Source organism: Rhizobium sp. WCS2018Hpa-16 (genome assembly GCF_031843705.1).
Taxonomy (GTDB): domain Bacteria; phylum Pseudomonadota; class Alphaproteobacteria; order Rhizobiales; family Rhizobiaceae; genus Agrobacterium; species Agrobacterium tumefaciens_C.
In genome coordinates this window covers 1025263-1048713 of record NZ_JAVTIX010000001.1, presented here as the reverse complement: position 1 = coordinate 1048713, position 23451 = coordinate 1025263, and the positions used below count along the sequence as shown (strand labels likewise).

General features: G+C 55.8%; 23 protein-coding genes and 1 tRNA gene. 17 read left to right on the top strand and 7 right to left on the bottom strand.

What is annotated here, in order from left to right:
* Nucleotides 1–218 precede the first annotated feature (218 nt).
* Nucleotides 219–3038: a DNA gyrase subunit A gene (gene gyrA, locus RQI55_RS05295; RefSeq protein WP_192066354.1), complete on the top strand. Its 2820-nt coding sequence runs from the start codon at nucleotides 219–221 to the stop codon at nucleotides 3036–3038.
* Between the two features lie 110 nt (nucleotides 3039–3148).
* Here gyrA and RQI55_RS05290 read toward each other — a convergent pair whose 3' ends face one another.
* Nucleotides 3149–3412 carry a hypothetical protein gene (locus tag RQI55_RS05290; protein ID WP_042619527.1) on the bottom strand — a complete coding sequence of 88 codons (264 nt, stop codon included), beginning with the start codon at nucleotides 3410–3412 and terminating at the stop codon, nucleotides 3149–3151.
* Between the two features lie 91 nt (nucleotides 3413–3503).
* On the bottom strand, nucleotides 3504–4868 hold the full coding sequence (locus RQI55_RS05285) for a D-alanyl-D-alanine carboxypeptidase (RefSeq protein WP_409233685.1): 1365 nt from the start codon (nucleotides 4866–4868) through the stop codon (nucleotides 3504–3506).
* 628 nt (nucleotides 4869–5496) lie between these two features.
* Between RQI55_RS05285 and RQI55_RS05275 the strand changes: the two genes are divergently transcribed.
* The 4 genes from RQI55_RS05275 to RQI55_RS05260 all read left to right on the top strand — a co-directional run bounded on the left by RQI55_RS05275 (nucleotide 5497) and on the right by RQI55_RS05260 (nucleotide 8022).
* Nucleotides 5497–5754, top strand: a complete 258-nt coding sequence (locus tag RQI55_RS05275; protein ID WP_192066674.1) for a hypothetical protein — start codon at nucleotides 5497–5499, stop codon at nucleotides 5752–5754.
* A gap of 312 nt (nucleotides 5755–6066) precedes the next feature.
* Nucleotides 6067–6456: a hypothetical protein gene (locus tag RQI55_RS05270; RefSeq protein ID WP_042619763.1), complete on the top strand. Its 390-nt coding sequence runs from the start codon at nucleotides 6067–6069 to the stop codon at nucleotides 6454–6456.
* Between the two features lie 141 nt (nucleotides 6457–6597).
* The gene (locus RQI55_RS05265) at nucleotides 6598–7578 is read left to right on the top strand and encodes a zinc-binding dehydrogenase (RefSeq protein ID WP_243256064.1); all 981 of its coding nucleotides are present in this window, start codon (nucleotides 6598–6600) and stop codon (nucleotides 7576–7578) included.
* A gap of 90 nt (nucleotides 7579–7668) precedes the next feature.
* The gene (locus tag RQI55_RS05260) at nucleotides 7669–8022 is read left to right on the top strand and encodes a DUF1304 domain-containing protein (protein ID WP_243256961.1); all 354 of its coding nucleotides are present in this window, start codon (nucleotides 7669–7671) and stop codon (nucleotides 8020–8022) included.
* 1 nt (nucleotide 8023) lies between these two features.
* Here the strand turns inward: RQI55_RS05260 and RQI55_RS05255 are convergent, their stop codons facing one another.
* Nucleotides 8024–8221 carry a hypothetical protein gene (locus RQI55_RS05255; protein WP_311272084.1) on the bottom strand — a complete coding sequence of 66 codons (198 nt, stop codon included), beginning with the start codon at nucleotides 8219–8221 and terminating at the stop codon, nucleotides 8024–8026.
* Between the two features lie 170 nt (nucleotides 8222–8391).
* Nucleotides 8392–8481, bottom strand: a tRNA-Ser gene (locus RQI55_RS05250).
* Nucleotides 8482–8740: 259 nt separating this feature from the next.
* Between RQI55_RS05250 and RQI55_RS05245 the strand changes: the two genes are divergently transcribed.
* The 8 genes from RQI55_RS05245 to RQI55_RS05210 all read left to right on the top strand — a co-directional run bounded on the left by RQI55_RS05245 (nucleotide 8741) and on the right by RQI55_RS05210 (nucleotide 17949).
* A complete protein-coding gene (locus RQI55_RS05245; RefSeq protein WP_409233684.1) occupies nucleotides 8741–9805 on the top strand; it encodes a septal ring lytic transglycosylase RlpA family protein in 1065 nt (354 codons plus the stop codon).
* 121 nt (nucleotides 9806–9926) lie between these two features.
* The gene (locus RQI55_RS05240; protein ID WP_243255997.1) at nucleotides 9927–11096 is read left to right on the top strand and encodes a D-alanyl-D-alanine carboxypeptidase family protein; all 1170 of its coding nucleotides are present in this window, start codon (nucleotides 9927–9929) and stop codon (nucleotides 11094–11096) included.
* A gap of 73 nt (nucleotides 11097–11169) precedes the next feature.
* Nucleotides 11170–11841, top strand: coding sequence for a dTMP kinase (gene tmk, locus RQI55_RS05235; RefSeq protein WP_243255996.1), 672 nt, complete (start codon nucleotides 11170–11172; stop codon nucleotides 11839–11841).
* On the top strand, nucleotides 11838–12863 hold the full coding sequence (locus RQI55_RS05230; protein ID WP_243255995.1) for a DNA polymerase III subunit delta': 1026 nt from the start codon (nucleotides 11838–11840) through the stop codon (nucleotides 12861–12863). Before tmk ends, RQI55_RS05230 begins: the two co-directional genes overlap by 4 nt.
* A 96-nt stretch (nucleotides 12864–12959) precedes the next feature.
* Nucleotides 12960–14510, top strand: a complete 1551-nt coding sequence (metG, locus tag RQI55_RS05225; RefSeq protein WP_311272085.1) for a methionine--tRNA ligase — start codon at nucleotides 12960–12962, stop codon at nucleotides 14508–14510.
* Nucleotides 14511–14517: 7 nt separating this feature from the next.
* Nucleotides 14518–15300: a TatD family hydrolase gene (locus RQI55_RS05220; protein WP_243255993.1), complete on the top strand. Its 783-nt coding sequence runs from the start codon at nucleotides 14518–14520 to the stop codon at nucleotides 15298–15300.
* Between the two features lie 3 nt (nucleotides 15301–15303).
* Complete coding sequence (locus RQI55_RS05215; RefSeq protein WP_243255990.1) at nucleotides 15304–16134, top strand: MBL fold metallo-hydrolase; 831 nt, start codon at nucleotides 15304–15306, stop codon at nucleotides 16132–16134.
* A gap of 33 nt (nucleotides 16135–16167) precedes the next feature.
* Nucleotides 16168–17949: a chloride channel protein gene (locus RQI55_RS05210; protein WP_311272086.1), complete on the top strand. Its 1782-nt coding sequence runs from the start codon at nucleotides 16168–16170 to the stop codon at nucleotides 17947–17949.
* 325 nt (nucleotides 17950–18274) lie between these two features.
* Here the strand turns inward: RQI55_RS05210 and RQI55_RS05205 are convergent, their stop codons facing one another.
* Entirely contained in the window at nucleotides 18275–19186 is a 912-nt protein-coding gene (locus RQI55_RS05205; protein ID WP_311272087.1) for an alpha/beta hydrolase, read from the bottom strand.
* A 239-nt stretch (nucleotides 19187–19425) separates the two neighbouring features.
* Here RQI55_RS05205 and RQI55_RS05200 point away from each other — a divergent pair, with 239 nt between their 5' ends.
* From RQI55_RS05200 to fghA, 4 genes are all read left to right on the top strand, one after another.
* A complete protein-coding gene (locus tag RQI55_RS05200; RefSeq protein WP_311276912.1) occupies nucleotides 19426–19959 on the top strand; it encodes a TetR/AcrR family transcriptional regulator in 534 nt (177 codons plus the stop codon).
* A gap of 129 nt (nucleotides 19960–20088) precedes the next feature.
* The gene (locus RQI55_RS05195; protein WP_042619461.1) at nucleotides 20089–20544 is read left to right on the top strand and encodes a YaiI/YqxD family protein; all 456 of its coding nucleotides are present in this window, start codon (nucleotides 20089–20091) and stop codon (nucleotides 20542–20544) included.
* Nucleotides 20545–20554: 10 nt separating this feature from the next.
* A complete protein-coding gene (locus tag RQI55_RS05190; protein ID WP_311272088.1) occupies nucleotides 20555–21217 on the top strand; it encodes a DUF1345 domain-containing protein in 663 nt (220 codons plus the stop codon).
* A 25-nt stretch (nucleotides 21218–21242) separates the two neighbouring features.
* On the top strand, nucleotides 21243–22076 hold the full coding sequence (gene fghA / locus RQI55_RS05185) for an S-formylglutathione hydrolase (RefSeq protein ID WP_243255982.1): 834 nt from the start codon (nucleotides 21243–21245) through the stop codon (nucleotides 22074–22076).
* Between the two features lie 5 nt (nucleotides 22077–22081).
* Here the strand turns inward: fghA and RQI55_RS05180 are convergent, their stop codons facing one another.
* Both RQI55_RS05180 and RQI55_RS05175 read right to left on the bottom strand, forming a co-directional pair.
* Nucleotides 22082–22570: a hypothetical protein gene (locus RQI55_RS05180; protein WP_243255980.1), complete on the bottom strand. Its 489-nt coding sequence runs from the start codon at nucleotides 22568–22570 to the stop codon at nucleotides 22082–22084.
* A gap of 71 nt (nucleotides 22571–22641) precedes the next feature.
* Nucleotides 22642–23439, bottom strand: coding sequence for an ATP12 family chaperone protein (locus RQI55_RS05175; protein ID WP_243255979.1), 798 nt, complete (start codon nucleotides 23437–23439; stop codon nucleotides 22642–22644).
* Nucleotides 23440–23451 lie beyond the last annotated feature (12 nt).

Genomic DNA, 23451 nt, shown 5'->3' with positions numbered 1-23451 from the left:
ATTGTGGCCCGTTTCAGGATCGATGTGTCGCAATGGTAGGTAAGTCTTGGCGCGTTTAAAACCCTCAGAACAGAGATTTCCTTGATGGTAGGGAGAAAACTGTGCATCGTCTTGCAAATGACGTAAAAGACTGTTCATAACCCGGCTGGAAATTGGCGCTTTAGCGCTGTTTCCGCTATAAAAATCCATCCGATTCTTAACATAGAATGTGATCCGATTTGACTGACCAGAGCCCCCCAGGCGGCGGAAAGCTTCCGCCAGGTATTGAGCCTATTTCCATCATGGAGGAAATGCAGCGGTCGTATCTCGATTACGCCATGAGCGTTATCGTCAGCCGTGCACTTCCAGACGTTCGTGACGGACTGAAGCCCGTTCATCGCCGTATCCTTTACGGCATGTCCGAACTCGGCATCGACTGGAACAAGAAATACGTCAAATGCGCCCGCGTCACCGGTGACGTGATGGGTAAATACCACCCGCATGGCAACTCGGCGATTTACGACGCTTTGGCGCGCATGGCGCAGGATTGGTCCCTGCGACTGCCATTGATCGACGGCCAGGGCAACTTCGGCTCCATCGATGGCGATCCGCCAGCGGCTGAACGCTACACCGAGTGCCGCTTGCAGAAGGCCGCTCACTCGATCCTCGACGATCTGGACAAGGAAACAGTCGATTTCCGCGATAACTATGACGGCACACTGTCTGAGCCGGTCGTCATGCCCGCGAGATTTCCCAACTTGCTGGTCAACGGCGCGGGCGGCATCGCGGTCGGCATGGCCACCAACATTCCGCCGCACAACCTGTCCGAAGTCATCGATGGTTCTATCGCGCTGATCGACAACCCGGAAATCGAACTGCCAGAATTGATGCAGATCATCCCGGGCCCTGACTTCCCAACAGGTGCGTTCATTCTCGGCCGCTCCGGAATCCGTTCGGCCTATGAGACCGGTCGCGGCTCCGTGATCATGCGCGGACGCGCCACCATCGAGCCGATGCGTGGAGACCGTGAGCAGATCATCATCACCGAAGTTCCCTTCCAGGTGAACAAGTCGTCGATGATTGAGAAGATGGCCGAACTGGTCAAGGACAAGCGTATCGAAGGTATTTCCGACCTTCGCGACGAGTCCGACCGTCAGGGCTACCGCGTTGTTGTCGAGCTGAAGCGCGATGCCAATGCTGAAGTCATTTTGAACCAGCTTTACCGCTACACGCCTCTGCAGACCTCTTTCGGCTGCAACATGGTTGCGCTGAACGGCGGCAAGCCGGAGCAGATGACGCTTCTGGATATGCTGCGCGCTTTCGTATCCTTCCGCGAGGAAGTCGTCAGCCGCCGCACAAAGTATCTTCTGCGCAAGGCGCGTGATCGCGCCCATGTGCTGGTCGGTCTGGCGATTGCGGTTGCCAATATCGATGAAGTCATCCGCGTCATCCGTCAGGCACCAGATCCAGCAACGGCCCGCGAACAGTTGATGACGCGCCGTTGGCCAGCATCGGACGTGGAAAGCCTGATCCTTCTGATCGACGATCCGCGCCACCGCATCAACGAAGACCTGACCTACAACCTTTCGGAAGAGCAGGCACGCGCCATTCTTGAGCTGCGTCTTGCGCGCCTGACTGCGCTGGGTCGCGATGAAATCAGCGATGAGTTGAACAAGATCGGCGCTGAGATCAGCGAATATCTTGATATTCTGTCTTCCCGCATTCGTATCCAGCAGATCGTCAAGGACGAGCTTGCGGCGGTACGCGACGAATTCGGCACACCACGCCGAAGCGTCATCGTGGAAGGTGGCCCTGACATGGACGATGAAGACCTCATCGCCCGTGAAGACATGGTCGTTACTGTTTCGCACCTTGGTTATATCAAGCGCGTACCTTTGACGACTTACAAGGCGCAGCGCCGCGGTGGCAAAGGCCGGTCCGGCATGGCGACCCGTGATGCAGATTTCGTCAACCGCTTGTTTGTTGCCAATACGCACACGCCTGTTCTGTTCTTCTCGTCACGTGGTATCGTGTACAAGGAAAAAGTATGGCGCTTGCCAATCGGCACACCACAGTCCAAGGGCAAAGCGCTCATCAACATGCTGCCGCTGGAACCCGGCGAGCGTATTACGACCATCATGCCGTTGCCCGAAGACGAGACAACGTGGGACACACTGGACGTGATGTTCTCCACCACGCGTGGAACGGTGCGCCGTAACAAGCTGTCTGATTTCGTGCAGGTCAACCGCAATGGTAAGATTGCGATGAAGCTGGATGAAGAGGGTGACGAAATCCTCTCCGTCGAGACGTGCACAGGTCCCGACGCTCTTGGCGAGGTTGTCGGCGACGACGTTCTGCTGACAACTGCGCTCGGGCAGTGCATCCGCTTCCCGGTCGATGATGTTCGCGTCTTTGCAGGCCGTAACTCGGTTGGCGTTCGTGGTATCAACATGGGCGAGGGCGACCGCATCATTTCGATGACGATCGTCAGCCACGTCAATGCCGAGCCATGGGAGCGTGCAGCTTATCTCAAGCGTGCCGCTGCTGAGCGCCGTGCACTGACCGGCGAAACCGATGTTGAAGAAATCGCGCTTGTTGGTGAAGAGGTGACCGAAGAAGGTCATCTGACCGAAGAGCGCTATCAGTTCCTGAAGTCGAAAGAGCAGTTCGTTCTGACTGTTTCCGAAAAGGGATTTGGCAAGCGGTCTTCTTCCTATGACTTCCGCACGTCGGGCCGTGGCGGTAAGGGCATTCGTGCCACCGACACGTCCAAGACAGCCGAGATCGGTGAACTCGTTGCAGCCTTCCCTGTTGATGATAGCGACCAGATCATGCTTGTCTCCGATGGAGGTCAGCTGATCCGTGTGCCAGTCAACGGCATTCGCTTTGCAAGCCGCGCGACCAAGGGCGTGACCATCTTCTCAACTGCCAAGGATGAGAAGGTTGTTTCCGTCGAACGCATCAATGAGCCTGAAGGTGAAGATGATGGCGAGGCCGAGGTTGATGGCATTGAGACCGAAGCAGCCGCAGCACCTGAAGGTGACGGCGAGGGCGCATAAGAAGCTGCGGCGCGCCTTTGTTTGGGCTCGCCGCAACTCATCTCTGACATAAGATACAAAAAAGCCCTGCGAAACATCGTTTCGCAGGGCTTTTGTTTGTCATGGAAGTCTTATCTCAAACGCAGATGAATCGCACCGCGGCCAGATTTAGACATGATGTGAAGATGGATCTTTGCTTCCGGCTGGTTACTGCGCCAGGCGCGGGCGCCGTGGCAAAGGAGCAGGTTAACAAGATCGCGGGTCTTGTGACGCGATTTGTTGAGGCCGAGATCGGCAATTCGCATTGCCGCCTCGTGGATTGGATGCAGCACGGAAAGACTTTGCTGTCTGCCTTTGCCTGCCGCAATGTCCGAATAGTTTTCGTTGATTGCCATTTGGAAACCCTCGTTACTCAATACAATTCGAGGAGTGGAACCGGTAATCTCGTTCGTCATGACATCACCGGTCGCTGATACCATCTGCTGCTTACTGGAGAGACGCCCAGCAGCTGATGCCTTTCTTTTTCAATGTGTTGCATGCATTGACCGCATCATTCTGGCCATCGAAGCCGCCGAAGCGCGCGCGGTACATCTGTGAACCATCCTTCGTGAAGGCCACGGTGAATGGCTTTGCGCTACGAAGCAGGCTGCCGCCCTTGTCCTGCGCGGCCTGAAGCAGGTTGCGCGCAGAGCCTTCGTCTGGAGACGCACCAATCTGAATGACCCAGCCAGCATCACCGGAAACAGCCGGAACAGGGGTGGTCGAGGCTGTCACGATGTTGTCGACCTTGGTCGAGTTCGTAACCAGCGAACGATCAGGCCTCATATCCACAGGTGGAGCTGGGCGGGCAGGTGTCTTGGCACGCGTTGCCATGTCCATGGCTGCAACGGCTGCATTTGCAGGTGCTGGTGCGAATGCCGTCACAGGTGTTTCATCTGCGTAACGTGCCTGCGGAAGCGGGCCAGCGTTTGGAAGGCCGGAAGCTGTGTTTGCGGTTGCGACAGAAACGGGCTCTTCAATAGGTGCTGAAGGCGTTGCTGCAATCAGGTTGCTGGTGCCGGAGCGGGAAGCCTTTGGCAGGTATTCGGCAACCAGCTTGCGCATTGTCGCATCACGGGCGGCGCTTGAGCGACCACCCAGTACGACCGCAACGATAGAGCGTCCGTCCAGCTGCGCAGATGTTGCAAGGTTGCTGCCAGCAGCGCGGGTGTAGCCGGTCTTGATGCCATCGACGCCACGAACGGTACCGACGAGGCGGTTGTGGTTTCCGATGACCTGCTTGCCGAAGGTGAATGTGCGGGTGCTGAAGTAGCTGTAATATTGTGGGAAGTGCTGGCGAAGAGCGACGCTGAGGCGAGCCTGGTCGCGTGCCGTTGTCATCTGCGCTGTATTGGGCAGGCCATTGGCATTGCGATATGTGGTGCGCGTCATGCCAAGGGCACGAGCTTTTGCCGTCATGATTCGACCGAAACGCTCTTCGTTGCCGCCAAGATACTCGCCGAGTGCCGTGGCAATATCATTTGCAGAGCGGGTGACGAGAGCGAGAATCGCCTGCTCGACTGTGACGCTGCCACCTGCACGCACGCCCAGCTTGGACGGCGGTTCCTTGGCTGCATTGGCAGAAACCGGCACCTTGGAATCAAGCGAAATCCGACCGGCGCTCAGCGCCTCGAACGTCAGATAAAGGGTCATCATCTTCGTCAATGATGCTGGATAACGCAGGCCATCTGGATCTTCGCCGTACAGAACCTTGCCTGTTTTGGCATCAAGAACGATGCCTGCATATTTGGGATCAGCTTTCGCGACCTGCGTGGTCGCAGTTGTTGCTGTTGCCATAGCTATCGCAAACATGAAAACCTTCACGAATGACCCAGCCTTGACCGTCTTACCAAATAACTCAGATACATTTTTGAACACGGTTGAACTCTTTAATCGCATGCCACTGTTCCGTCCGACACGCCCCGCCAGACATTTCATCTCGCAACACTAGTGCGATGGCGTTACCAAGTGGTTTATGAATGGTAACTTAACCTGATAAAATGCGGCTCGTGATCGAGAGCGGCACAGCATCGGGCGTTGCGATGAGGTGACATCTATCTTGGCCTAAGCCTGCGGAAGGCTGGGAGGGAGCGCGGAGAGTATTGAACTGCCGTCGCTGCATTGCTACCTGTCGCGAAACAAAGGATTCTCCATGGCTTCGCGCGACCGATATTCCCGCAAACTCGAATGCTCAAAGTGTGGCCACTCCGGCTTTGCTGAAGTGTCTGAAATAGATGAGAAGCAGAATCCGAATGTCGATTTTCGCATTGATGAAATGCCTGCAGGCTTTCGCGCGGAGCGGCCTTCGGGCAATCCATCCGAATATATGATACGCTGCGCCCAATGCGGCAATATCTTTCGATTTTCGCAGAAAGCTGCTTATGCCCCTGGCGGTGAGCCGCGGTATGGAAGACGCTGAGCGTTCACCGGGAGAAGCCCCATGTCCGATATGATTGACAAGAACGGTGAGAGGCATTCCCGCCGCAAGCCAATCTGGCCCTGGCTTCTTCTACTCGTTCTCACGCTTCTGGCTATCTACGCCTGGGACCGGGCGAATGATTTGTTCGATGAGTTTTCGCGCAACATGCCTGCGGCCGTGATTGAGCTTTTCGAAGATCTTTTCAACCAGTATCCACGCGACAGCCATTCCGGGCATGCTGTTGAAGTTGAAGTCATGCCTGTTGAGATCTCCCGCTAAGAGCGGCAAACGCAATGCTACACTAGCTCACCATGGACAGAAAAAAAGCCCCACCAAAAGGCGGGGCCAAGTAATGCCTGATTGGCTTTCAGGACTTGGGAGCTCCTCCCGTGGAGGAAGCAATCACCCCATAGCTGCATCCCGTATAGCGCGAAAGGTCAGTGTGCTGGCTAACGGTACGCCTGCGTATGCGGGAGCCATATGAATTCAGAATATTTATCCATTCAGCACTTGTTCATCACTGCCATGTCATTTTCAGATAATATTGAGACGACACCCGGGAACGGTTCGGCTCACATGGAGAAGCCTGCAATGAAAAAGATTGTTCTCACAGCACTCGCTGCAATCATCGCCAGTGGCGCAGTTCTGACAAGCGCGCAAACCGCATCCGCACAATATTACGATGGTGGGCCCCGTTATTATGATGGTGGTCCTCGATACGACCGCCGTGGCCCGCCGCCCCGCCCTTATCGCGATCCTCCTCGCAAGCATCGGGACCGTGATAATGGCCGCATCATTGCTGGCGGCATCGCTGCTGGTGTTCTGGGCGGAATCATCGGTGGTGCTTTGGCAGGCGGTAACGGCCCGCGTTATGTCGAGCCACCACCACCGCCTCCGCCACGCTGCTGGTTCGAAGACAGGCAGGTCCGGAACGCCTATGACGGCGGCTGGCACATGGAGAGCCTCCGCGTCTGCCAGTAAGGTTGATAGATTTTTAGTGACGCAAGAGCCGGCCAGTTGGTCGGCTTTTCGTTTTTTGGATGTATTTCGCCTCCGCTTCACAGCAATGCCACAGTGCTCGCCAAGGCTGGCGCGTAGTTTGTCTAATAGAAGGATTTTTATATGCGCAGCGCAATGCACGACGTTTTTGGCGATCCGCAGGACGTGCTAAAACTTGGAGATGCTCCAGTTCCCCAGCCGGGCAAGGGAGAGCTTCGCATTCGCATGCTTTTGTCACCCATCCATAATCACGACATTTGGACAGTGCGCGGCAATTATGGATATAAGCCGCCTTTGCCTGGTGCAATTGGTGGCAGTGAGGCTGTCGGCATAGTCGAGGCACTGGGCGAAGGGGCAGACGCCTCATTGCTTGGAAAAAGGGTGGCCGCCGCAGGCGTTCATGGTTCGTGGGCCGAGTATTTTGTCGCACCAGCGTCCGGCGTCGTCCCTGTGCCTGATTCGATTTCAGACGAAGCCGCAGCGCAGTTGATCGCCATGCCGTTCAGCGCACTGACGTTGCTGGAATATATGGGCGTGAAGCCGAATGACTGGTTCGTGCAAAACACCGCCAATGGCGCAGTGGGCAAGGCCGTTGCGATGGTGGCGCAGGCGCGGGGCATTCATGCGATAAACCTTGTACGTCGTGATGAGGGTGTTGAAGAACTTGCGGCGTTGGGCATCGTTAACGGTGTCTCGACCGCCGCAGACGACTGGAAGCAAAAGGTGCGCGCACTGGCTGGAGATCAGCCGATTCGCGCTGGTGTGGATTCCATCGGGGGCGTTGCCAGCAATGACATTGCCGAACTTCTTAGTGATGATGGATTGCTCGTTTCCTTCGGCTCAATGACGGGCGAGCCCATGCAAATTTCATCCGGTCCAGTTATCTTCAAGCAGCTGACCATCAAAGGCTTCTGGGGATCAAAGGCAATCGCTGCCCTTTCTCCCGACGACAGACGCCGACTGATGGGCGAACTGATTACGCTCGTTGACAACAAGACCATCACGCTGCCGGTAGACGGCATTTACGATCTTGCGGACATCTCGGCTGCTGTCAAAGCGTCGCTGACACCTGGCAAAGCTGGGAAAGTTCTGTTGAAGCCGTAAACCATATCCGGCGCGGAAGCATTGAAGCTGCTTCCGCCACCCGGGGCTTCAATGCTATCGAGGAGGCTAAACCTATGGGGGAGGCCAAAATTGATTGCTAATATTCTGATTGTTTTGATCGCTGCTTTACACGCCTACATTCTCGTTCTGCAGATGGTGCTTTGGACCAAACCGGCAGGACGCCGAGCATTCAGGCTTTCACCGGAATTTGCAGAGGCCAGCAAAGTTCTCGCCGCCAATCAGGGGCTCTATAATGGATTTCTGGCGGCTGGATTGATCTTCGCACTGTCGCAGGGCGACGGGCAAAGAAGCGTTGCGATTTTCTTTTTGGGCTGCATTCTCGTGGCTGGCTTCTTCGGCGCTGCTACTGCAAGCAAAAAGATTCTTTTCATTCAGGCGGTCCCGGCACTCGCCGCACTGATCGCCGTTTTCGCAGGCGTCTGAATTACTTCGTCGCGGCCGCGTGAAGGCGAGCGACGATGTAGTCATAGCTTTCCATCACCTGAACGCGTTCATTTCCCGCGCGCATAATCAGCGTGCCTTGGGACAGGGGGGAAATCTGCGTAACATGGTCAAAATTGATCGCAAACTTCTGATTGTTGCTGACCGCTGTCACTTCCATCCACATAGATAGGCCTTTCAAGAATCGTCGTTCTCGGACCTTATAATGGCACTGGCATATGTCGCCAATGCTTCATTACAACATATAACGGGATTTATGCACTTGCAGTTGGACTGCAGTAAACAAGCTACAAATACGGCCTTGAGAGCTGTATTTCGTTGATGGTTTTACACAAAAGTCACTTGCAAGACTGGCAGATGGGGTGGGATTCGAACCCACGGTACGCTCTCACGCACGCCGGTTTTCAAGACCGGTTCCTTAAACCACTCGGACACCCATCCGTCTTATGGGTGGCTTTATATCGGTTTGCCTCCGCTCGTCAATCCGTCACAGGAGGCATTTCTGCATCGTCGCGACGATGCCTGCGTTAGCCTTTGGTTAACCACGTTAATTACAATTTTAGTGAAATCGTTATCGGCATTCGCATTTTCGCCATGTTAGGGGCAAGATTAGGGGGCTGTTAGGTACTTCGATGTCAGAGGGCATGACGATCGAGGTATAGAGGGGTTGCTGCGGAGGCGGCCCATAATAACGCGGGGCATGGATTTGAAATCTGCTGTTATGAAAGCCGGAGTGAGCGCCAAGTGGCTCGGCATTGCCGTTCTATGCGCGGCGACCGCATCCTGTTCCACGACGTCGGACACCAATGCGAAGCCGAAGCCAAAGCGCAGCAAGGAATATTTTTCCGAATCCGAATATGGCGTGAAGGCCAGCCCACGGGTTGCGGATGGTGCGAATGTTCCGAAGGGCGGCGGGCGCTTCCTCGTAGGTAATGCCTATACCGTCAAAGGTCGTCGCTATTTTCCTAAGGAAGACCAGAACTACGACAAATCAGGTCTTGCGTCATGGTACGGCTCGGCCTTCCACGGCCGCTTGACGGCCAATGGTGAGGCCTATGACAAGGAACACCTTTCTGCCGCCCACCCAACGTTTCCGCTGCCTAGCTATGCACGCGTTACCAATCTGAATAACGGCTCTTCCGTCGTCGTTCGCGTCAATGACCGTGGCCCGTTCCACGAGGGTCGTCTGATCGACGTTTCCAGCAAGACCGCCGACCTGCTTGATATGAAGGCCACCGGAACAGCCAATGTCCGCGTTCAATATGTTGGGCGCGCGCCGCTGGACGGTCACGATATGCCTTTCCTAATGGCGTCATATTCGCCAAAAGGCTCACGCAATCCGGGCATCAATCCTGAAGGCCAGATTGCAAGCGGTGTGATGGTCGCGTCTGCTTCGGCAACCAATATTCCAATTCCACAGAGCCCCGCCTATGGCGGCTCGGCTCAGACAGCACTGGTCGGCTCAAAGAAAAGTCAGGCATTGCAGGCCATGCCGCTGGTCAATGGTCCGGCACCTGTGATGGGACAGGGCGCGAGCGAGCAATTCGTCGTGCTTCCTGAAATTGGACCGTTCCTGATAGAGCGCCCAGAGGGCAACTACCTGCGTGCACCGACGCCTTCGGCTCGTTTCGCCTCTGCCTACTCCGAAGAGACAAAAGCAGTTTCCAAGGCAGCAAGCGCCTTTGACAAGGTCCTCGTTAACAAGGGCAACCTGAACGAACAGTCCATTCTCGATTTCGTAAGCAGGCAGGGTAGAGGTCGTTGATCTCTATCCCGAGCTGAGGCATCCCTTATGCCGATGAGTGCGTGACAACTGTCAGGCGCGGTTATCATATTCTTCAGAGTGCGCAGGCATTGTTAATGCAAGACAACGGGCTGGCGTGTTGATGCGCGATATACTGAACCTATCCATTCGCACCGTTATGGTTGTTGCAACGCTTCTCGGTGCAAGCACTTCAGGCGTGCATGCCCAAGCCAGTAACAGTCTGGTCTTGAAAGCGCAGCAGGCTTATATGATTGATGCCGAAACCGGCACAGTCCTGCTGGCCATCAATGAAAATGCACAGTTCGCGCCTGCATCTCTCGCCAAGTTGATGACGGTTGAGGTGGTGATGGACGCGCTGACCAAAGGTCAGATTAGCGCGGAGACCAGCTACCCGGTGTCCGAATATGCCTGGCGCACAGGCGGCGCGCCGTCCCGCGCATCCACAATGTTCGCAGCGCTTAAATCCTCCGTCGGAATCAATGATCTGCTGACTGGCGTCATCGTCCAGAACGCCAATGACGGTTGCCTTGTCATCGCAGAAGGCATGGCCGGGTCGGATGCCGCATTTGCCAAGCGCATGAGCGAGCGAGCTGGGGCTTTGGGGATGACGGGCAGTTCCTTTGCCAATTCCACCGGGCTACCAGATCAGGTCAGCAAGACAACCGCGCGCGACATGGTGGTTCTGGGCAAGCATATTCACGACACCTATACGGATCGGTACAGCCTGTTCAGCAAACCGGACTTCGAATGGAACCGGATATTCCAGCGCAACAAGAACGCGCTTCTTGGCAACGGTATCGATGGCATGGGTCTGGGCTTTGCGGAGGGCCACGGATTTTCAGCGCTGGTCTCGGCTGAACGGGATGGCCGCCGTATCTATCTGACATTGGCAGGGATGCCTGACGACAAGACACGGCAGGAAGAAGTTCGCCGGGTGGTGGAGTGGGGGCTGACGGCCTTTCAGAAGCGCAATCTGTTTCAAAAGGACGAAACCGTCGGGAATATCAGCGTTTATGGCGGCGCATCGAGCGCTGTTGACCTTGCCGTGCACGAGCCGGTGAGCGTGCTGGTGCCTCTCAACAACCCAGACCGGCTTTCCGGGCGTATCGTCTACAACTGGCCCATGAACGCACCTTTTGAGGCCGGCCAAAAGGCGGCGACGTTGAAGATTTTCTCCGGCGAGAAGCTGCTTCGCGAAGTGCCCCTTTACACCACAGCTGCGGTGACAGAGGGGACGTTGACCCAGAACGCCGCCGGTGCGCTGAAGGAACTGCTTTTCTTTTGGCTGTGACTTGCCCGGTTTGCCGACAGTTCTATATGGGTTAAACTCGAGCAGGCGGAACTGCTGAAGTCAGGAAGAGAAATTGCCCGAAAACACCGGATTGTTCATCAGCTTTGAAGGCGGCGAGGGTGCTGGGAAATCGACTCAGATCAATATTCTCGCTGAAACCTTACGCGCACGGGGTCTGGATGTTGTCGTGACGCGCGAGCCTGGCGGATCGCCAGGTGCCGAAGCGGTCCGGCACGTTCTGCTTTCTGGCGCGGCGGAACCGTTCGGCGTGCGTATGGAAGCGATGCTGTTTGCGGCGGCCCGCAACGACCATGTTGAAGAGGTGATCCGACCCGCTTTGCAGCGTGGTTCTGTCGTGTTGTGTGATCGCTTCCTCGATTCGTCCCGGGTCTATCAGGGTGCTACAGGCAATCTGGAGCTGGAATTTATCGAAACACTTCAGCGCATTGCCATAGACGGCACGATGCCCGACATGACGTTGATCTTCGACATTCCAGCCGCGGCTGGTCTTGCCCGCGCCCGCAAGCGGGCAGATGAAGGCGCAACGCCGGATCGCTTCGAGAAGGAAGAGTTGGAGACGCATGAGAAGCGCCGGGAGGCCTATCTCGATATCGCTCTCAATGAACCCCGACGTTGCCGCACCGTCAATGCCGAACAGCCCAAGGAAAAGGTGACTGAGGACGTTTGGGCGCTGGTGGAGCCGCTTCTGGCGAGCAAAATTGTTAGATCGGACGTTGCGGAATGAGTGACGCTCAGGGCGTTCTGGATGGCGCAATTCCGCCCCAGGAGAATACGAAATTATTCGGCCACGATGAAGCGGAGCAATTTCTTGCGCAATCCTACCGCTCTGGCAAAGGTCACCATGCGGTTCTAATCGAGGGACCGGAAGGGATTGGCAAGGCTACACTGGCATTCCGGTTTGCCAACCACGTGCTGTCTCATCCAGATCCATTACTGGCGCCCGAGCACCTTGCCGATCCTGACGCTGGCTCTATGGTCAGCCGTCAGATATCTTCTGGTGCGTCCCACAATCTGCTGCATCTCACGCGCCCGGTCGATGAAAAGACGGGCAAGGTGAAGTCCGCCATTACCGTTGATGAGGTGCGCAGGGCAGGGCATTTCTTCTCGCAGACCTCAGGCACCGGCAACTGGCGTATTGTCATTATCGACCCGGCGGACGATCTCAACCGCAATGCGGCCAACGCCATTTTGAAGATACTGGAAGAGCCGCCCAAGCGCGCTCTTTTCCTCGTTCTGTCCCACGCGCCGGGGAAGCTTTTGCCCACCATCCGCTCCCGCTGCATGCCGCTCCGTCTGATGCCATTGCAGAGCGACGATATGGAGCAGGCGCTACAGCATCTTGGCCCGACAATGTCTGCCGAAAAGCGCGATAAGCTTCTCGAAGCCTCAAAAGGCAGCGTTTCGCAGGCCTTGAAGCTGTTGAATTACGGCGGCTCCGATATTGTTGATGTCTTCAGCGAAGTGATGGTGGCAACGGGGCCAGCCGCGCGCAGGCAGATGCACAAACTGGCTGATGTTCTGGCGCAAAAGGACGGTGATATCGTTCTTGGTTTCTTTATGGAGCATGCCACGGAAGCCCTGATGGACCGGGCGCGGGCGGCGGCCATGGCGGGTGATCTGGCGGCTGCCGAGCGACATGCGCGCCTGTCATCAACACTCACAGAGCGCATCACGGTCGCGCAGGCTTATAATCTCGACAAGAAACAGATGGTGCTGTCCATTCTGGAAGACATGCGCTCGGTTTGATACCGCACAATTTCTAAGGCTTTTGCTTTCGCTTGTGCGAACAATAGGCTAAGAGCGGACTATCTCAAAAACAGACCCTAGAACCGATTGAGCGTCATGACAGACAAGACACCTTTCTACATCACAACCGCGATTTCCTATCCCAATGGCAAGCCGCATATCGGCCATGCCTACGAGCTTATCGCGACGGATGCCATGGCACGTTTCCAGCGCCTGGATGGAAAGGACGTCTTCTTCCTGACGGGGACCGACGAGCACGGCCAGAAGATGCAGCAGACCGCCCGCGCCGAAGGTATTTCGCCAGAAGAGCTGGCGCAGCGCAATTCTGATCAGTTCCGCGCCATGGGCAAGCTGCTCAATGCGTCCAATGACGATTTCATCCGCACCACGGAAGAGCGACACCATGAGACGTCGCGGAACATCTGGAAGCTGATGGAAGCAAGCGGCGATATCTATAAGGATAGCTATGCGGGCTGGTATTCCGTCCGCGACGAAGCCTATTACGCCGAAGACGAGACGGAAGTGCGTGCCGATGGCGTTCGCTACGGACCACAGGGCACGCCTGTTGAATGGGTTGAGGAAGAGAGCTACTTCTTCAAGTTGTCTGAATATGAAGACAAGCTTCTGAAGCTCTACGAGGAGCAGCCGGACTTTATCGGCCCTTCCGAGCGCCGCAACGAAGTCATTTCCTTCGTTAAATCGGGTCTCAAGGACCTTTCGATTTCGCGCACGACATTCGATTGGGGCATCAAGGTGCCCGATGACCCAAAGCATGTGATGTATGTCTGGGTCGATGCGTTGACCAACTACATCACCGCAACTGGATACATTGAAGACAAGAATGGCCCCCGTGCCAAATATTGGCCTGCTGATGCGCACATTATCGGCAAGGACATTATCCGCTTCCACGCGGTCTATTGGCCAGCCTTCCTGATGAGCGCCGGTCTGCCGCTGCCCAAGCGCGTCTTTGCCCACGGCTTCCTTCTCAATAAGGGTGAGAAGATGTCGAAGTCCGTCGGCAACGTCGTCGATCCTGTTGATCTGGTGAACCATTTCGGGCTGGATCCCGTGCGCTATTTCTTCCTGCGCGAAGTCTCATTCGGTCAGGACGGCAGCTACAGTGAAGAAGGCATTGCCACCCGTATCAATGCCGATCTTGCCAATGGTATTGGCAACCTCGCCAGCCGTTCGTTGTCCATGATCGTCAAGAATTGTGACGGCCAGATTCCGACGCCCGGCGCCTTTACCGATGAAGACAAGGCCATGCTTGCCGCCGCAGATGCGTTGCAGGCTACTTGCCGCGATGAAATGGGCAAGCAGATGATCCATAAGGCGCTTGCCGCGATCATTGCCGTCATTTCAGAAACGGACCGCTATTTTGCCGGCCAGGAGCCTTGGGCGTTGAAAAAGACCGATCCAGAACGGATGGGCACGGTGCTTTACGTAACTGCGGAAGTGGTTCGCCAGATCGGCATCCTGCTCCAGCCGTTCATGCCAGGGTCCTGTGAAAAGCTGCTTGATCTGGTTGCCGCACCGGCTGAAAAGCGTGACTTTGCAGCATTGGGTGAAGCGGGACGCCTTGTTCCGGGTACACCGCTCGAAGCGCCGAAGCCGGTCTTCCCGCGCTATGTGGCGCCAGAGGTTTGAACTGAACATGCTGATTGATACCCATTGCCATCTGGACTTTGCCGATTTCGATGAAGAGCGCGACGATCTCATTGCGCGCGCTCACGCATCAGGCGTCGCACAAATGGTAACGATCTCCACCCGCGTGGCGCGGCTACCGGAGCTTTTGAAGATCGCGGAAAAATATCCGTCTGTTTTCTGCTCTGTCGGTACGCATCCCAACAATGCGGATGAAGAACTCGACATTACGACCGACGATCTGGTGCGGCTGGCCAACAGCCACGACAAGATTGTTGCAATCGGCGAGGCGGGTCTCGATTACTTCTACGACACGCAAAAGCCGGAGGATCAGAAAACCGGCCTGCGACGTCACATCGAGGCTGCGAGAGTGACGCAGCTTCCGCTTGTCATTCACAGCCGCAGTGCCGATGATGACATGATCGAGATCTTGCGTGAGGAAAGCGGGAAGGGGGCATTTCCCTTCATTCTGCATTGCTTTTCCGCCGGACCGGAATTGGCGAAAGTTGGTGTGGAACTCGGTGGATATGTCTCATTCTCGGGCATTCTGACATTTCCCAAGTCGCAGGATATCCGCGATATTGCCGCGACAGTGCCATTGGATCGTTTGCTGGTGGAAACGGACGCGCCTTATCTTGCGCCGAAACGCTGGCGCGGAAAGCGCAACGAACCGTCCTACGTTGTCAACACGGCGGAAGTTCTGGCTGAGGTCCATGGCATCAGCTTTGATGAGATGGCGAAGATCACGACAGAAAACGCCTTTCGCTGCTTTCCGAAAATGACAAAGGTGTAGGCTGTGGCAGGCTTTCGGCGTCGGTTTACGATACTTGGTTGCGGTTCGTCTCCCGGCGTGCCGCGGATCAACGGTGACTGGGGAGCTTGCGACCCGAAAAACCCGAAAAACCAACGCAGTCGTGCCGCCCTCATGGTCGAACAGATTGCGCCCGATGGCGGCGTTACCACCGTTATCATAGACACCGGGCCCGATCTCCGCGCCCAGATGGTAGCGGCGAAAGTGTCGAACATTGATGCCGTGCTTTACACCCATGCCCATGCAGACCATTTGCACGGCATTGATGACCTTCGCGGCTATTTCATCTCCACCAGAAAACGCGTTCCCATCTACGCAGACACCGTCACGATGCAGCGTATTCGAGATGGATTTCCCTATTGTCTGGAAACGCCGCCAGGCAGCAATTACCCGCCCATCATCGATGGCCACCTGATTGTCGATCTGGACACGCCAATTGCAATCAGCGGGGCAGGCGGAACCATTCATTTCATGCCGCATATGCAGCAGCATGGCGACACGCATTCGCTCGGTTTTCGTATCGGCGATGTCGCCTACTGCACGGATGTCAGCGATTTTCCGCCACACTCTGTCGCGAAGCTTCTGGGGCTAGATCTGCTGATCATCGATACGCTGCAGTACACATATCACCCAAGCCATCTCTCGCTGGAACAGGCGCTCGGCTGGATCGAAAAGCTCCAGCCCAGACGCGCCGTGCTGACGCATATGCACACGCCACTTGATTACGACACAGTCATGCGCGAAACGCCTGATCACGTTCAGCCTGGCTATGACCAGATGCAACTTGAAATCGACGTCGCCGCTCAGGATTCGTAATTTACGGGCGTTTGGAAATGCCGGAGGAACTTCATGTCTACAAAACCCTTCCGCGCACCCAGCCTTTCAAGCTTCTTTGATAATCTGCGAACAACGCGGCTTCGCGCCGTTTTCCGCCGGGGTGAGCTTGCACTTGTATTCCTCGCAATCTTAGTCGGTGCATGCGCAGGCGTTTTCGTCGTCCTGATCAGCGCAATCGCCACGCAACTGCATGTCATCAACTTCGGCGTTGAGAGGCTGAGCAGCAGCGATCTGTCCAGCTGGATCGTGCTGGCCGGTCCCGTGATGGGTGGGATTCTCCTCGGCGGCTTCATGTTCGTCATTTCCAGAACCCGCAAGAAGCCGATGATCGACCCGATCGAGGCCAATGCGCTGCATGGCGGCCGGCTTTCCCTGACCGACAGTCTCATCGTTTGCATTCAGAATATCATTTCCAACGGGTTTGGTGCCTCGGTCGGACTGGAAGCTGGCTACACACAGGTGGCTAGTGGCATAGCGTCCAAGCTCGGCGTAAACCTGAAAATGCGGCGAGGGGATATGCGCATCCTCGTTGGCTGCGGTGCTGCAGGCGCAATTGCGGCCGCCTTTAACGCCCCACTGACTGGCGCCTTCTACGCCATCGAGCTGATTATCGGCAGCTACACCATTGTAACGCTTGCGCCATTGATTGTCTCGGCGCTGGTTTCGACCATCGTTGCCGGGCTATTATCGCAGCATGGTCTGAGCATCGACATCTTCGGCACCAGCGAAGTGACGCCGCCGGATTATGTGCCGGCAATTTTCCTCGGCATGGTCTGCGCCGGCGTGGGCATCGTGCTGATGCAAACGGTCTCATTCATCGAGGAATCTGCACGAAAGAGCAGAATACCCATCTGGCTGCGCCCAGCCATTGGCGGCGTTGCGGTAGGTGCTCTGGCGCTCATTTCGCCGCAGGTTTTATCCAGCGGCCACGGCGCACTGCATCTCAACCTTGATGCCAATATGACACTGGCGGGTTTGATCGGTATATTCCTGCTCAAGGCGGCGGCGAGTGCGATTTCCATCGGCTCCAGCTTCCGAGGCGGCCTTTTCTTTGCTTCACTATTCATGGGTTCGTTGATCGGCAAAATCTTCGCCATCTGCGCGCCTCATATCGGCTACGGCGACACTCAGCCCATCGTTTACGCCGTGATCGGCATGAGCGCCTTTGCGGCAGCCATCATCGGTGGGCCATTGACCATGACATTTCTGGCTCTGGAGCTGACAGGGGACTTTCAGATCACCGTGCTGGTCTTGGCGGCAGTCATCACAACGTCGCTGGTTGTGCGCACGACATTTGGTTACTCCTTCGCCACGTGGCGCTTTCATCTTCGCGGAGAAAGCATCCGCAGTGCTCACGATATCGGTTGGATACGTGACCTGACGGTCGGCAAGATCATGCGTCCAGACGTCCGCACGGCAAAGGTCAGCATGGGCTTGCCAGCGTTCAAGGAGGAGTTCTCCTTAGGGTCGACGCAACGCGTGATCATGGTGCATGATGACGGGCGCTACGCCGGCATCGTCCTGGTGGCGGAAATCTATGCAGACCCGATGGAACGCGACGCAACGCAGATAAGCCTGGAAGCCTATCTACGTTACAAAAGCGACGTGCTTCTTCCAACGATGAACGCCCGCCAAGCCGCAGCCTTGTTCGACACCACGGAGAGCGAAGCGCTGGCGGTCGTCAACGACAAAATCGAAAACAGACCTATCGGACTTCTGACCGAAAGCCACACGCTGCGACGCTACACAGAAGAACTCGATATTAGACGCCGTGAAGCGTCTGGAGAGATATGATTGCGGTGGAGGTTTTCCAGGTAAGGCAATGACATATCACGGTTCTTTTGTTGCCAAGTTGGTCAGCTTTTAATGTGCGCTAGCCAGACACAGATATCAAAAGTTCCATAATATATCTTATGTGATTTATGTAGTGGCGGTATTGCCGGGATAATTGTGTGTCCTGTGCTGCCACAGACCTGATGTCACTCTACTCCCCGGTCCATTGACGCCACAGCGATTGAAGATCGCATCGAGTGTATCTGACTCTCCATAGCGCACTCTCGCCTCGAGGCGTTGTATGGACGTTCGCGGAACGGGGCAAGAGAACTTGCCCCGACGCCACTTATCTCTCATCATTGATGGAATTGACGAACTCAGACAGATCTTGGTTGAATTGGGTCGCTTCTTCCAGAAATGGTGCATGGCCGGAGTCCGGATAGATCTTGGACTGGACGCCTCGATTAAGAGCCTTGGCGCGCGCAATGCTTGGCTCTGGCTTTACCAGATTGTCCTTGCCGCCATACAATAACAGCACCGGCACTTTGGCCTTTGGTAGTCCCTCAGCGACGGAAACCGTCATTGATGGCACGGTTTTTGTCATGACCCAGGATGCCATTGCGGCATTGGACAGGAGACGCTCGAACGTTGCTGAATCTGGCTGGATTTCAAAGCACAGAGCGAGAAATGTTCGCACGGTATCAAGGTGCGTTTTCAAATCCTTGGAAGCCAGACCCGCATAGACCTCGGGATGAGGCGTAATCAGGGCCGCGCTGAGTTCGATGACGCCGTCAACATAGATGATGCCGCCAATTTTCGCGTCGCCATAGGCAGCGAGGTAGTTCGATATCACCACGCCTCCCAGAGACCATCCTACCACCACAGGCTCTCTGGCGTCACTGGCCGTCAGTACCGCGGCAAGATCATCAGCCCAGCGACGTCCGTCTTTGTAAGATTCCGCATCATCCGGCTTTTCAGATAGCCCATGGCCGCGCAGGTCATAGGTGATAAGCCGATATTGCTGTAATGCCGGGCTGCGTGTTTGCTCCTCCCAGTTGAGGCGGCTACCGAAGAGACCATGAATGAAGACGATCGGCCTGCCGTCAGGATTTCCGGCCTCCTGAACGGAAATGGCCACCCCATCAGAGGATTCGACGGTGTAGTTTTTTCCGCCGGCCTCTGCAGCAGACGCGAAACCAACGATGAGAATGGAGACAGTCAATGTTCGTACCATTCCGATTAAGTACTTCAAGATCATCAGACAAAAATCCTTGCTGGTGTTGCCGGAGCCTATGATTAGGAGGATGGGCCGAGACTCCGAAATTCGATATTGAGCAGCCCGGACGATATTTCCGCGCTTATCTGTATTGATCACTAAAGGTTATCGGCTTGATTTTTTGTGTCAAGTGATCTTTAGTGATCACTATGGACAAGATTATACGAAAGCGGCGTAGCGGCCCCCGAACCTTTGATAGAGACAAGGCCATTGAAACGGCCATGCATCTCTTCTGGCGCCACGGCTATGAAGGGGTGTCGCTGACCGATCTGACGTCGGCGATTGGCATCGCACCACCCAGCCTCTATGCAGCATTTGGCAGCAAGGCCGGACTTTATAGGGAGGCACTGGACCGATATTTCGGTATGCCGGGTGCTCTTACCGATCTTGGTGAAGCATTGGAATTGCCACAGGCCGTGGAGACCATGCTGCGCAAGGCGATTGAGGCCGTGACATCCGCTGAGGGAGAAAAAGGCTGCATGGTGTCCAGCGGAATGGTCCAGGTTTCCCCAGACCATTCAGAGCTGGCTTTGGAACTGACCAAACGACGGAATGATATGCGCGAAACGATCAAGCGTGCCATTTTGCGATGGCTTGATGAGGATCGCGCTGATGCCCTCGCCCGTTATCTCGCAACCGTGCTGCAAGGGCTTTCCGTTCAAGCCAAAGACGGCGCGACACGCGAGGAGCTGGAGTTGGTCGTCACACAGGTTGTCGGGGGAATACGAGCGACGACATCGATTCTGGCGCGTTGAAATTTGCCGTTTTCCACTTACCTGAAATCCCGCCAAATCGTGGCTTTGGTCATCCGCCGCAAATAGCGCTTGGGAATTGCGACCCACCCTTCTAAAAGCGATTTGAACACTGAGCTTGAGAAGAGAACCATGCCGCAGATTTACGTTGATGCCGATGCCTGCCCTGTGAAAGCGGAGATTTTGAAGGTTGCGGAACGGCACGGGCTGGAAGTGACGTTCGTTGCCAATTCTGGTTTGCGCCCTTCCCGCGACCCTATGGTCAAGAACGTCATTGTTTCAAGCTCATTCGATGCGGCCGATGACTGGATTGCCGAACGTGCCGGCGAAGACGATATCGTTATTACGGCGGACGTCCCCTTGGCTGGGCGTTGCGTCGCCAATGGTGCGCAGGTGACCGGACCGACCGGCCGGATTTTCGATAAGACAAACATCGGCATGGCAACAGCGATGCGCGATCTCGGCGCGCATTTGCGCGAAACGGGTGAAAGCAAGGGTTATAACGCGGCATTTTCACCGCGCGACCGGTCACAGTTTCTGGAGACACTTGACCGCCTTTGCCGTCGTGCCAAAAAAGGCAATGCCTAGGAACACGATCATGAAAACCACTCAGCCGCCGGTCCATAATTTCCAGCGCCACCGCTCATTCATCATTGCGATTTTGCTGAGTGCACTGGTGCTGATCGGCGCGCTGATTATCAGACCATCTCTGGCGGTCGAAGGCGCTGTCATCGTTTTCTTCCTGACCTATCTCTTTGGCTTGTTATTCCGGCTTCCGCGTCTCACCGCGGCCCATTTGAAGGCGCATGCCGATAGCGATGATCTGCCCACATTCGTGATTATTGCGATCGCGTGTCTTGCCGTCGGCGTTGCGGTCGTATCGCTTTTCAGTGCGCTTAATCATACGAGTGGCGAAACGATCTGGTCTCTGTCACTCGCAATTCTCTCAGTCGTTTTCGGCTGGCTGACCATCCATACAATGACCGCGATGCACTACGCCCATGTGTTCTGGCGTCCAGCAAAGATTGGTGGGAAGCAGCAAATGCGCGGCGGGATGGAATTTCCTGAGACAAAAGAACCCGGAATTTACGATTTTCTCTATTTCTCAATCGTCATCGGCATGACAGCGCAAACATCCGATGTGACCATCACGACGACATCCATGCGAAAGCTTGTGCTTGTGCACTCCATCGTGTCGTTCTTCTTTAACACCGTGCTGGTTGCGGCGGCTGTCAATGCCGCAGTTTCGCTGGCCGGTTGATCGCTCCAGTCAACACAGGAATCCCATGAAAATCATTTCTCAGAATACCGCATTCGGCGGCATGCAGGGCGTCTTTTCCCACGACTCAGACGTCAATCAATGCGAGATGACCTTTGCCGTCTATGTTCCGCCAAAGGCCATTCACGAGCCCTGCCCCGTTGTCTGGTATCTTTCCGGATTGACCTGCACCCATGCTAACGTGATGGACAAGGGTGAATATCGCCGCATGGCATCAGAGCTTGGCCTCATCATCGTATGCCCGGACACGAGCCCACGCGGCAACGACGTCGCAGATGAGCTGACCAACTGGCAGATGGGCAAAGGCGCAGGCTTTTACCTGGATGCGACCGAGGCGCCGTGGACGGCACATTATCAGATGTACAGCTATGTAACGCAGGAGCTCCCTGCCCTTATTGCTGAACAATTCCGAGTCGACATGAACCGCCAAGGCATTTTCGGGCATTCGATGGGCGGACATGGCGCCATGACCATAGCGCTGAAAAACCCTGAGCGTTTCAAAAGCTGCTCGGCTTTCGCTCCCATTGTGGCGCCCTCATCGGCTGACTGGTCAGCGCCTGCATTTGAGAAATATCTCGGCAAAGACCAGGCTGCGTGGCGCCAATACGACGCATGCTCATTGGTGGAAGACGGCGCACGATTCCCGGAGTTCCTGATCGATCAAGGCAAAGCGGACAACTTCCTCGATACCGGTCTTCGGCCATGGCTTTTTGAAGAGGCAATCAAGGGCACGGATATCGATCTGACGCTGCGCATGCATGAACGCTACGACCACTCCTACTATTTTATCTCAACATTCATGGATGACCATTTGAAGTGGCACGCCGAGCGGCTCGGCTGATCACGCTACCGGCCTGGGAACAAGGCTGTCGTGACCGATGAGGGATTATCGAGGCGGAACTCGGTAATCACCCTCTCGGCAATTCCGCTGGCAAGTTCCCGCTGTATTGTTGATCTGTCGAGGCCGAGTATGGTGGCGGTGAATGTGGTCTCCGCGACCACTTCGCCCGTCTGCACTGCTGCGGCGCGTACGAGAACGCGCGCCGACGCCCTCTCCCCAAAAATCAAGGATGTGTTGGTGACTTTTAAAAGACGGATCGTCAGCACCACGCGTGGCCGGGTTTTATCTCGGGTCGTTGCTTGTATGGCGCTTGAAATCTCGTAGTGGATTGTCTGCATCAAGTCGGCGGAGACTTCGGGTCTCGCCGCAACAAAAGCGCCCCGGACATCATAAAGCAGACGGTCAGCGTCTCGCGTCTCGGTCTCAAGCCTGAAGGACATGAGTGCGAGCGATGCCAGAACAAGTATGCAAAGACGCTTTAGCGAGTGATGCATGATAGACGCCTCCCCCAACGTCAGGCTCTGCATCCATCATCATCATTTACGGTTAGAAAACCGTTAAAGCGTCACTTGAGATCGGAACGTGCCGCCCGCAAGACGTCCACGGCGGCGCGCATGTCTACAAGGCGCTTGGCAGTGCGGATCTGGGCATCTTCGTCTTCGCCCCATTGCTCCGCCGTCCAGATTTCATCCAGATGCGCAAGCGTCCAGATGTCATCCAGATCACGCACTTCTTCGGCCAGGGCGACAGCGAGAATAGCCGAGCCGGTCAGGGACGTCATGGTGTGGAGCGCGGCCAGTTCGATTGGCGTATCGTATTTTCTCAGGGTCACGGCAAAGGCCGCGGTTGCCTCGCGGGGCTGTTCCTGATGGATGACGCCCTCAACGAGAATGAAACGTGCACCCAGCATATTGGCCGCCCAGTCCAGAATGGGATCCCATTGATCGGATTGGCGCTCGACCAATTCTTGCGGCTCGCCTGCGCGGTAGCAGAGCAAATCGCTGGAGGAAAAACGCAGTATATCCTCGAACACGGCCTGCGGATCGCTGGCGATACCGTCAATAGCCGTGTTGACGTGGCGCGAAACGGGCATGATCGTTGGGTCGACGACCTCGGTCTGTGCGTCCCATTCGTCTCGCAGCAACTGCGCCAGGGCACGGGTGGGCACGGAAAGCGGGCTTTTGGCAGGCGTACGCATGGTCTTACCGTCCAGAAGAACGGTGAAAGCACCCTCCTCTGTTTCACCCACGCTCACATCCTTATAGAAGCGCTTTGGCAGCCGCTTCTGCATCTGGATTTGGGAACGGCGAATGGGATCGGGATGGCTCAGTCCTTCCGTAAGATCATTCAACAGATCACGCATGATACGTCCTTC

Coding starts and splice junctions, on each gene's coding strand:
- RQI55_RS05220 (WP_243255993.1), top strand. CDS start 14,518: ATGCTGATTGATACCCATTGCCATCTGGACTTTGCCGATTTCGATGAA.
- RQI55_RS05275 (WP_192066674.1), top strand. CDS start 5,497: ATGTCCGATATGATTGACAAGAACGGTGAGAGGCATTCCCGCCGCAAG.
- metG (WP_311272085.1), top strand. CDS start 12,960: ATGACAGACAAGACACCTTTCTACATCACAACCGCGATTTCCTATCCC.
- RQI55_RS05195 (WP_042619461.1), top strand. CDS start 20,089: ATGCCGCAGATTTACGTTGATGCCGATGCCTGCCCTGTGAAAGCGGAG.
- RQI55_RS05210 (WP_311272086.1), top strand. CDS start 16,168: ATGTCTACAAAACCCTTCCGCGCACCCAGCCTTTCAAGCTTCTTTGAT.
- fghA (WP_243255982.1), top strand. CDS start 21,243: ATGAAAATCATTTCTCAGAATACCGCATTCGGCGGCATGCAGGGCGTC.
- RQI55_RS05175 (WP_243255979.1), bottom strand. CDS start 23,439: ATGCGTGATCTGTTGAATGATCTTACGGAAGGACTGAGCCATCCCGAT.
- RQI55_RS05290 (WP_042619527.1), bottom strand. CDS start 3,412: ATGGCAATCAACGAAAACTATTCGGACATTGCGGCAGGCAAAGGCAGA.
- RQI55_RS05180 (WP_243255980.1), bottom strand. CDS start 22,570: ATGCATCACTCGCTAAAGCGTCTTTGCATACTTGTTCTGGCATCGCTC.
- RQI55_RS05200 (WP_311276912.1), top strand. CDS start 19,426: ATGCATCTCTTCTGGCGCCACGGCTATGAAGGGGTGTCGCTGACCGAT.
- RQI55_RS05285 (WP_409233685.1), bottom strand. CDS start 4,868: ATGTTTGCGATAGCTATGGCAACAGCAACAACTGCGACCACGCAGGTC.
- RQI55_RS05270 (WP_042619763.1), top strand. CDS start 6,067: ATGAAAAAGATTGTTCTCACAGCACTCGCTGCAATCATCGCCAGTGGC.
- RQI55_RS05230 (WP_243255995.1), top strand. CDS start 11,838: ATGAGTGACGCTCAGGGCGTTCTGGATGGCGCAATTCCGCCCCAGGAG.
- RQI55_RS05265 (WP_243256064.1), top strand. CDS start 6,598: ATGCGCAGCGCAATGCACGACGTTTTTGGCGATCCGCAGGACGTGCTA.
- RQI55_RS05240 (WP_243255997.1), top strand. CDS start 9,927: ATGCGCGATATACTGAACCTATCCATTCGCACCGTTATGGTTGTTGCA.
- RQI55_RS05245 (WP_409233684.1), top strand. CDS start 8,741: ATGGATTTGAAATCTGCTGTTATGAAAGCCGGAGTGAGCGCCAAGTGG.
- RQI55_RS05205 (WP_311272087.1), bottom strand. CDS start 19,186: ATGATCTTGAAGTACTTAATCGGAATGGTACGAACATTGACTGTCTCC.
- RQI55_RS05190 (WP_311272088.1), top strand. CDS start 20,555: ATGAAAACCACTCAGCCGCCGGTCCATAATTTCCAGCGCCACCGCTCA.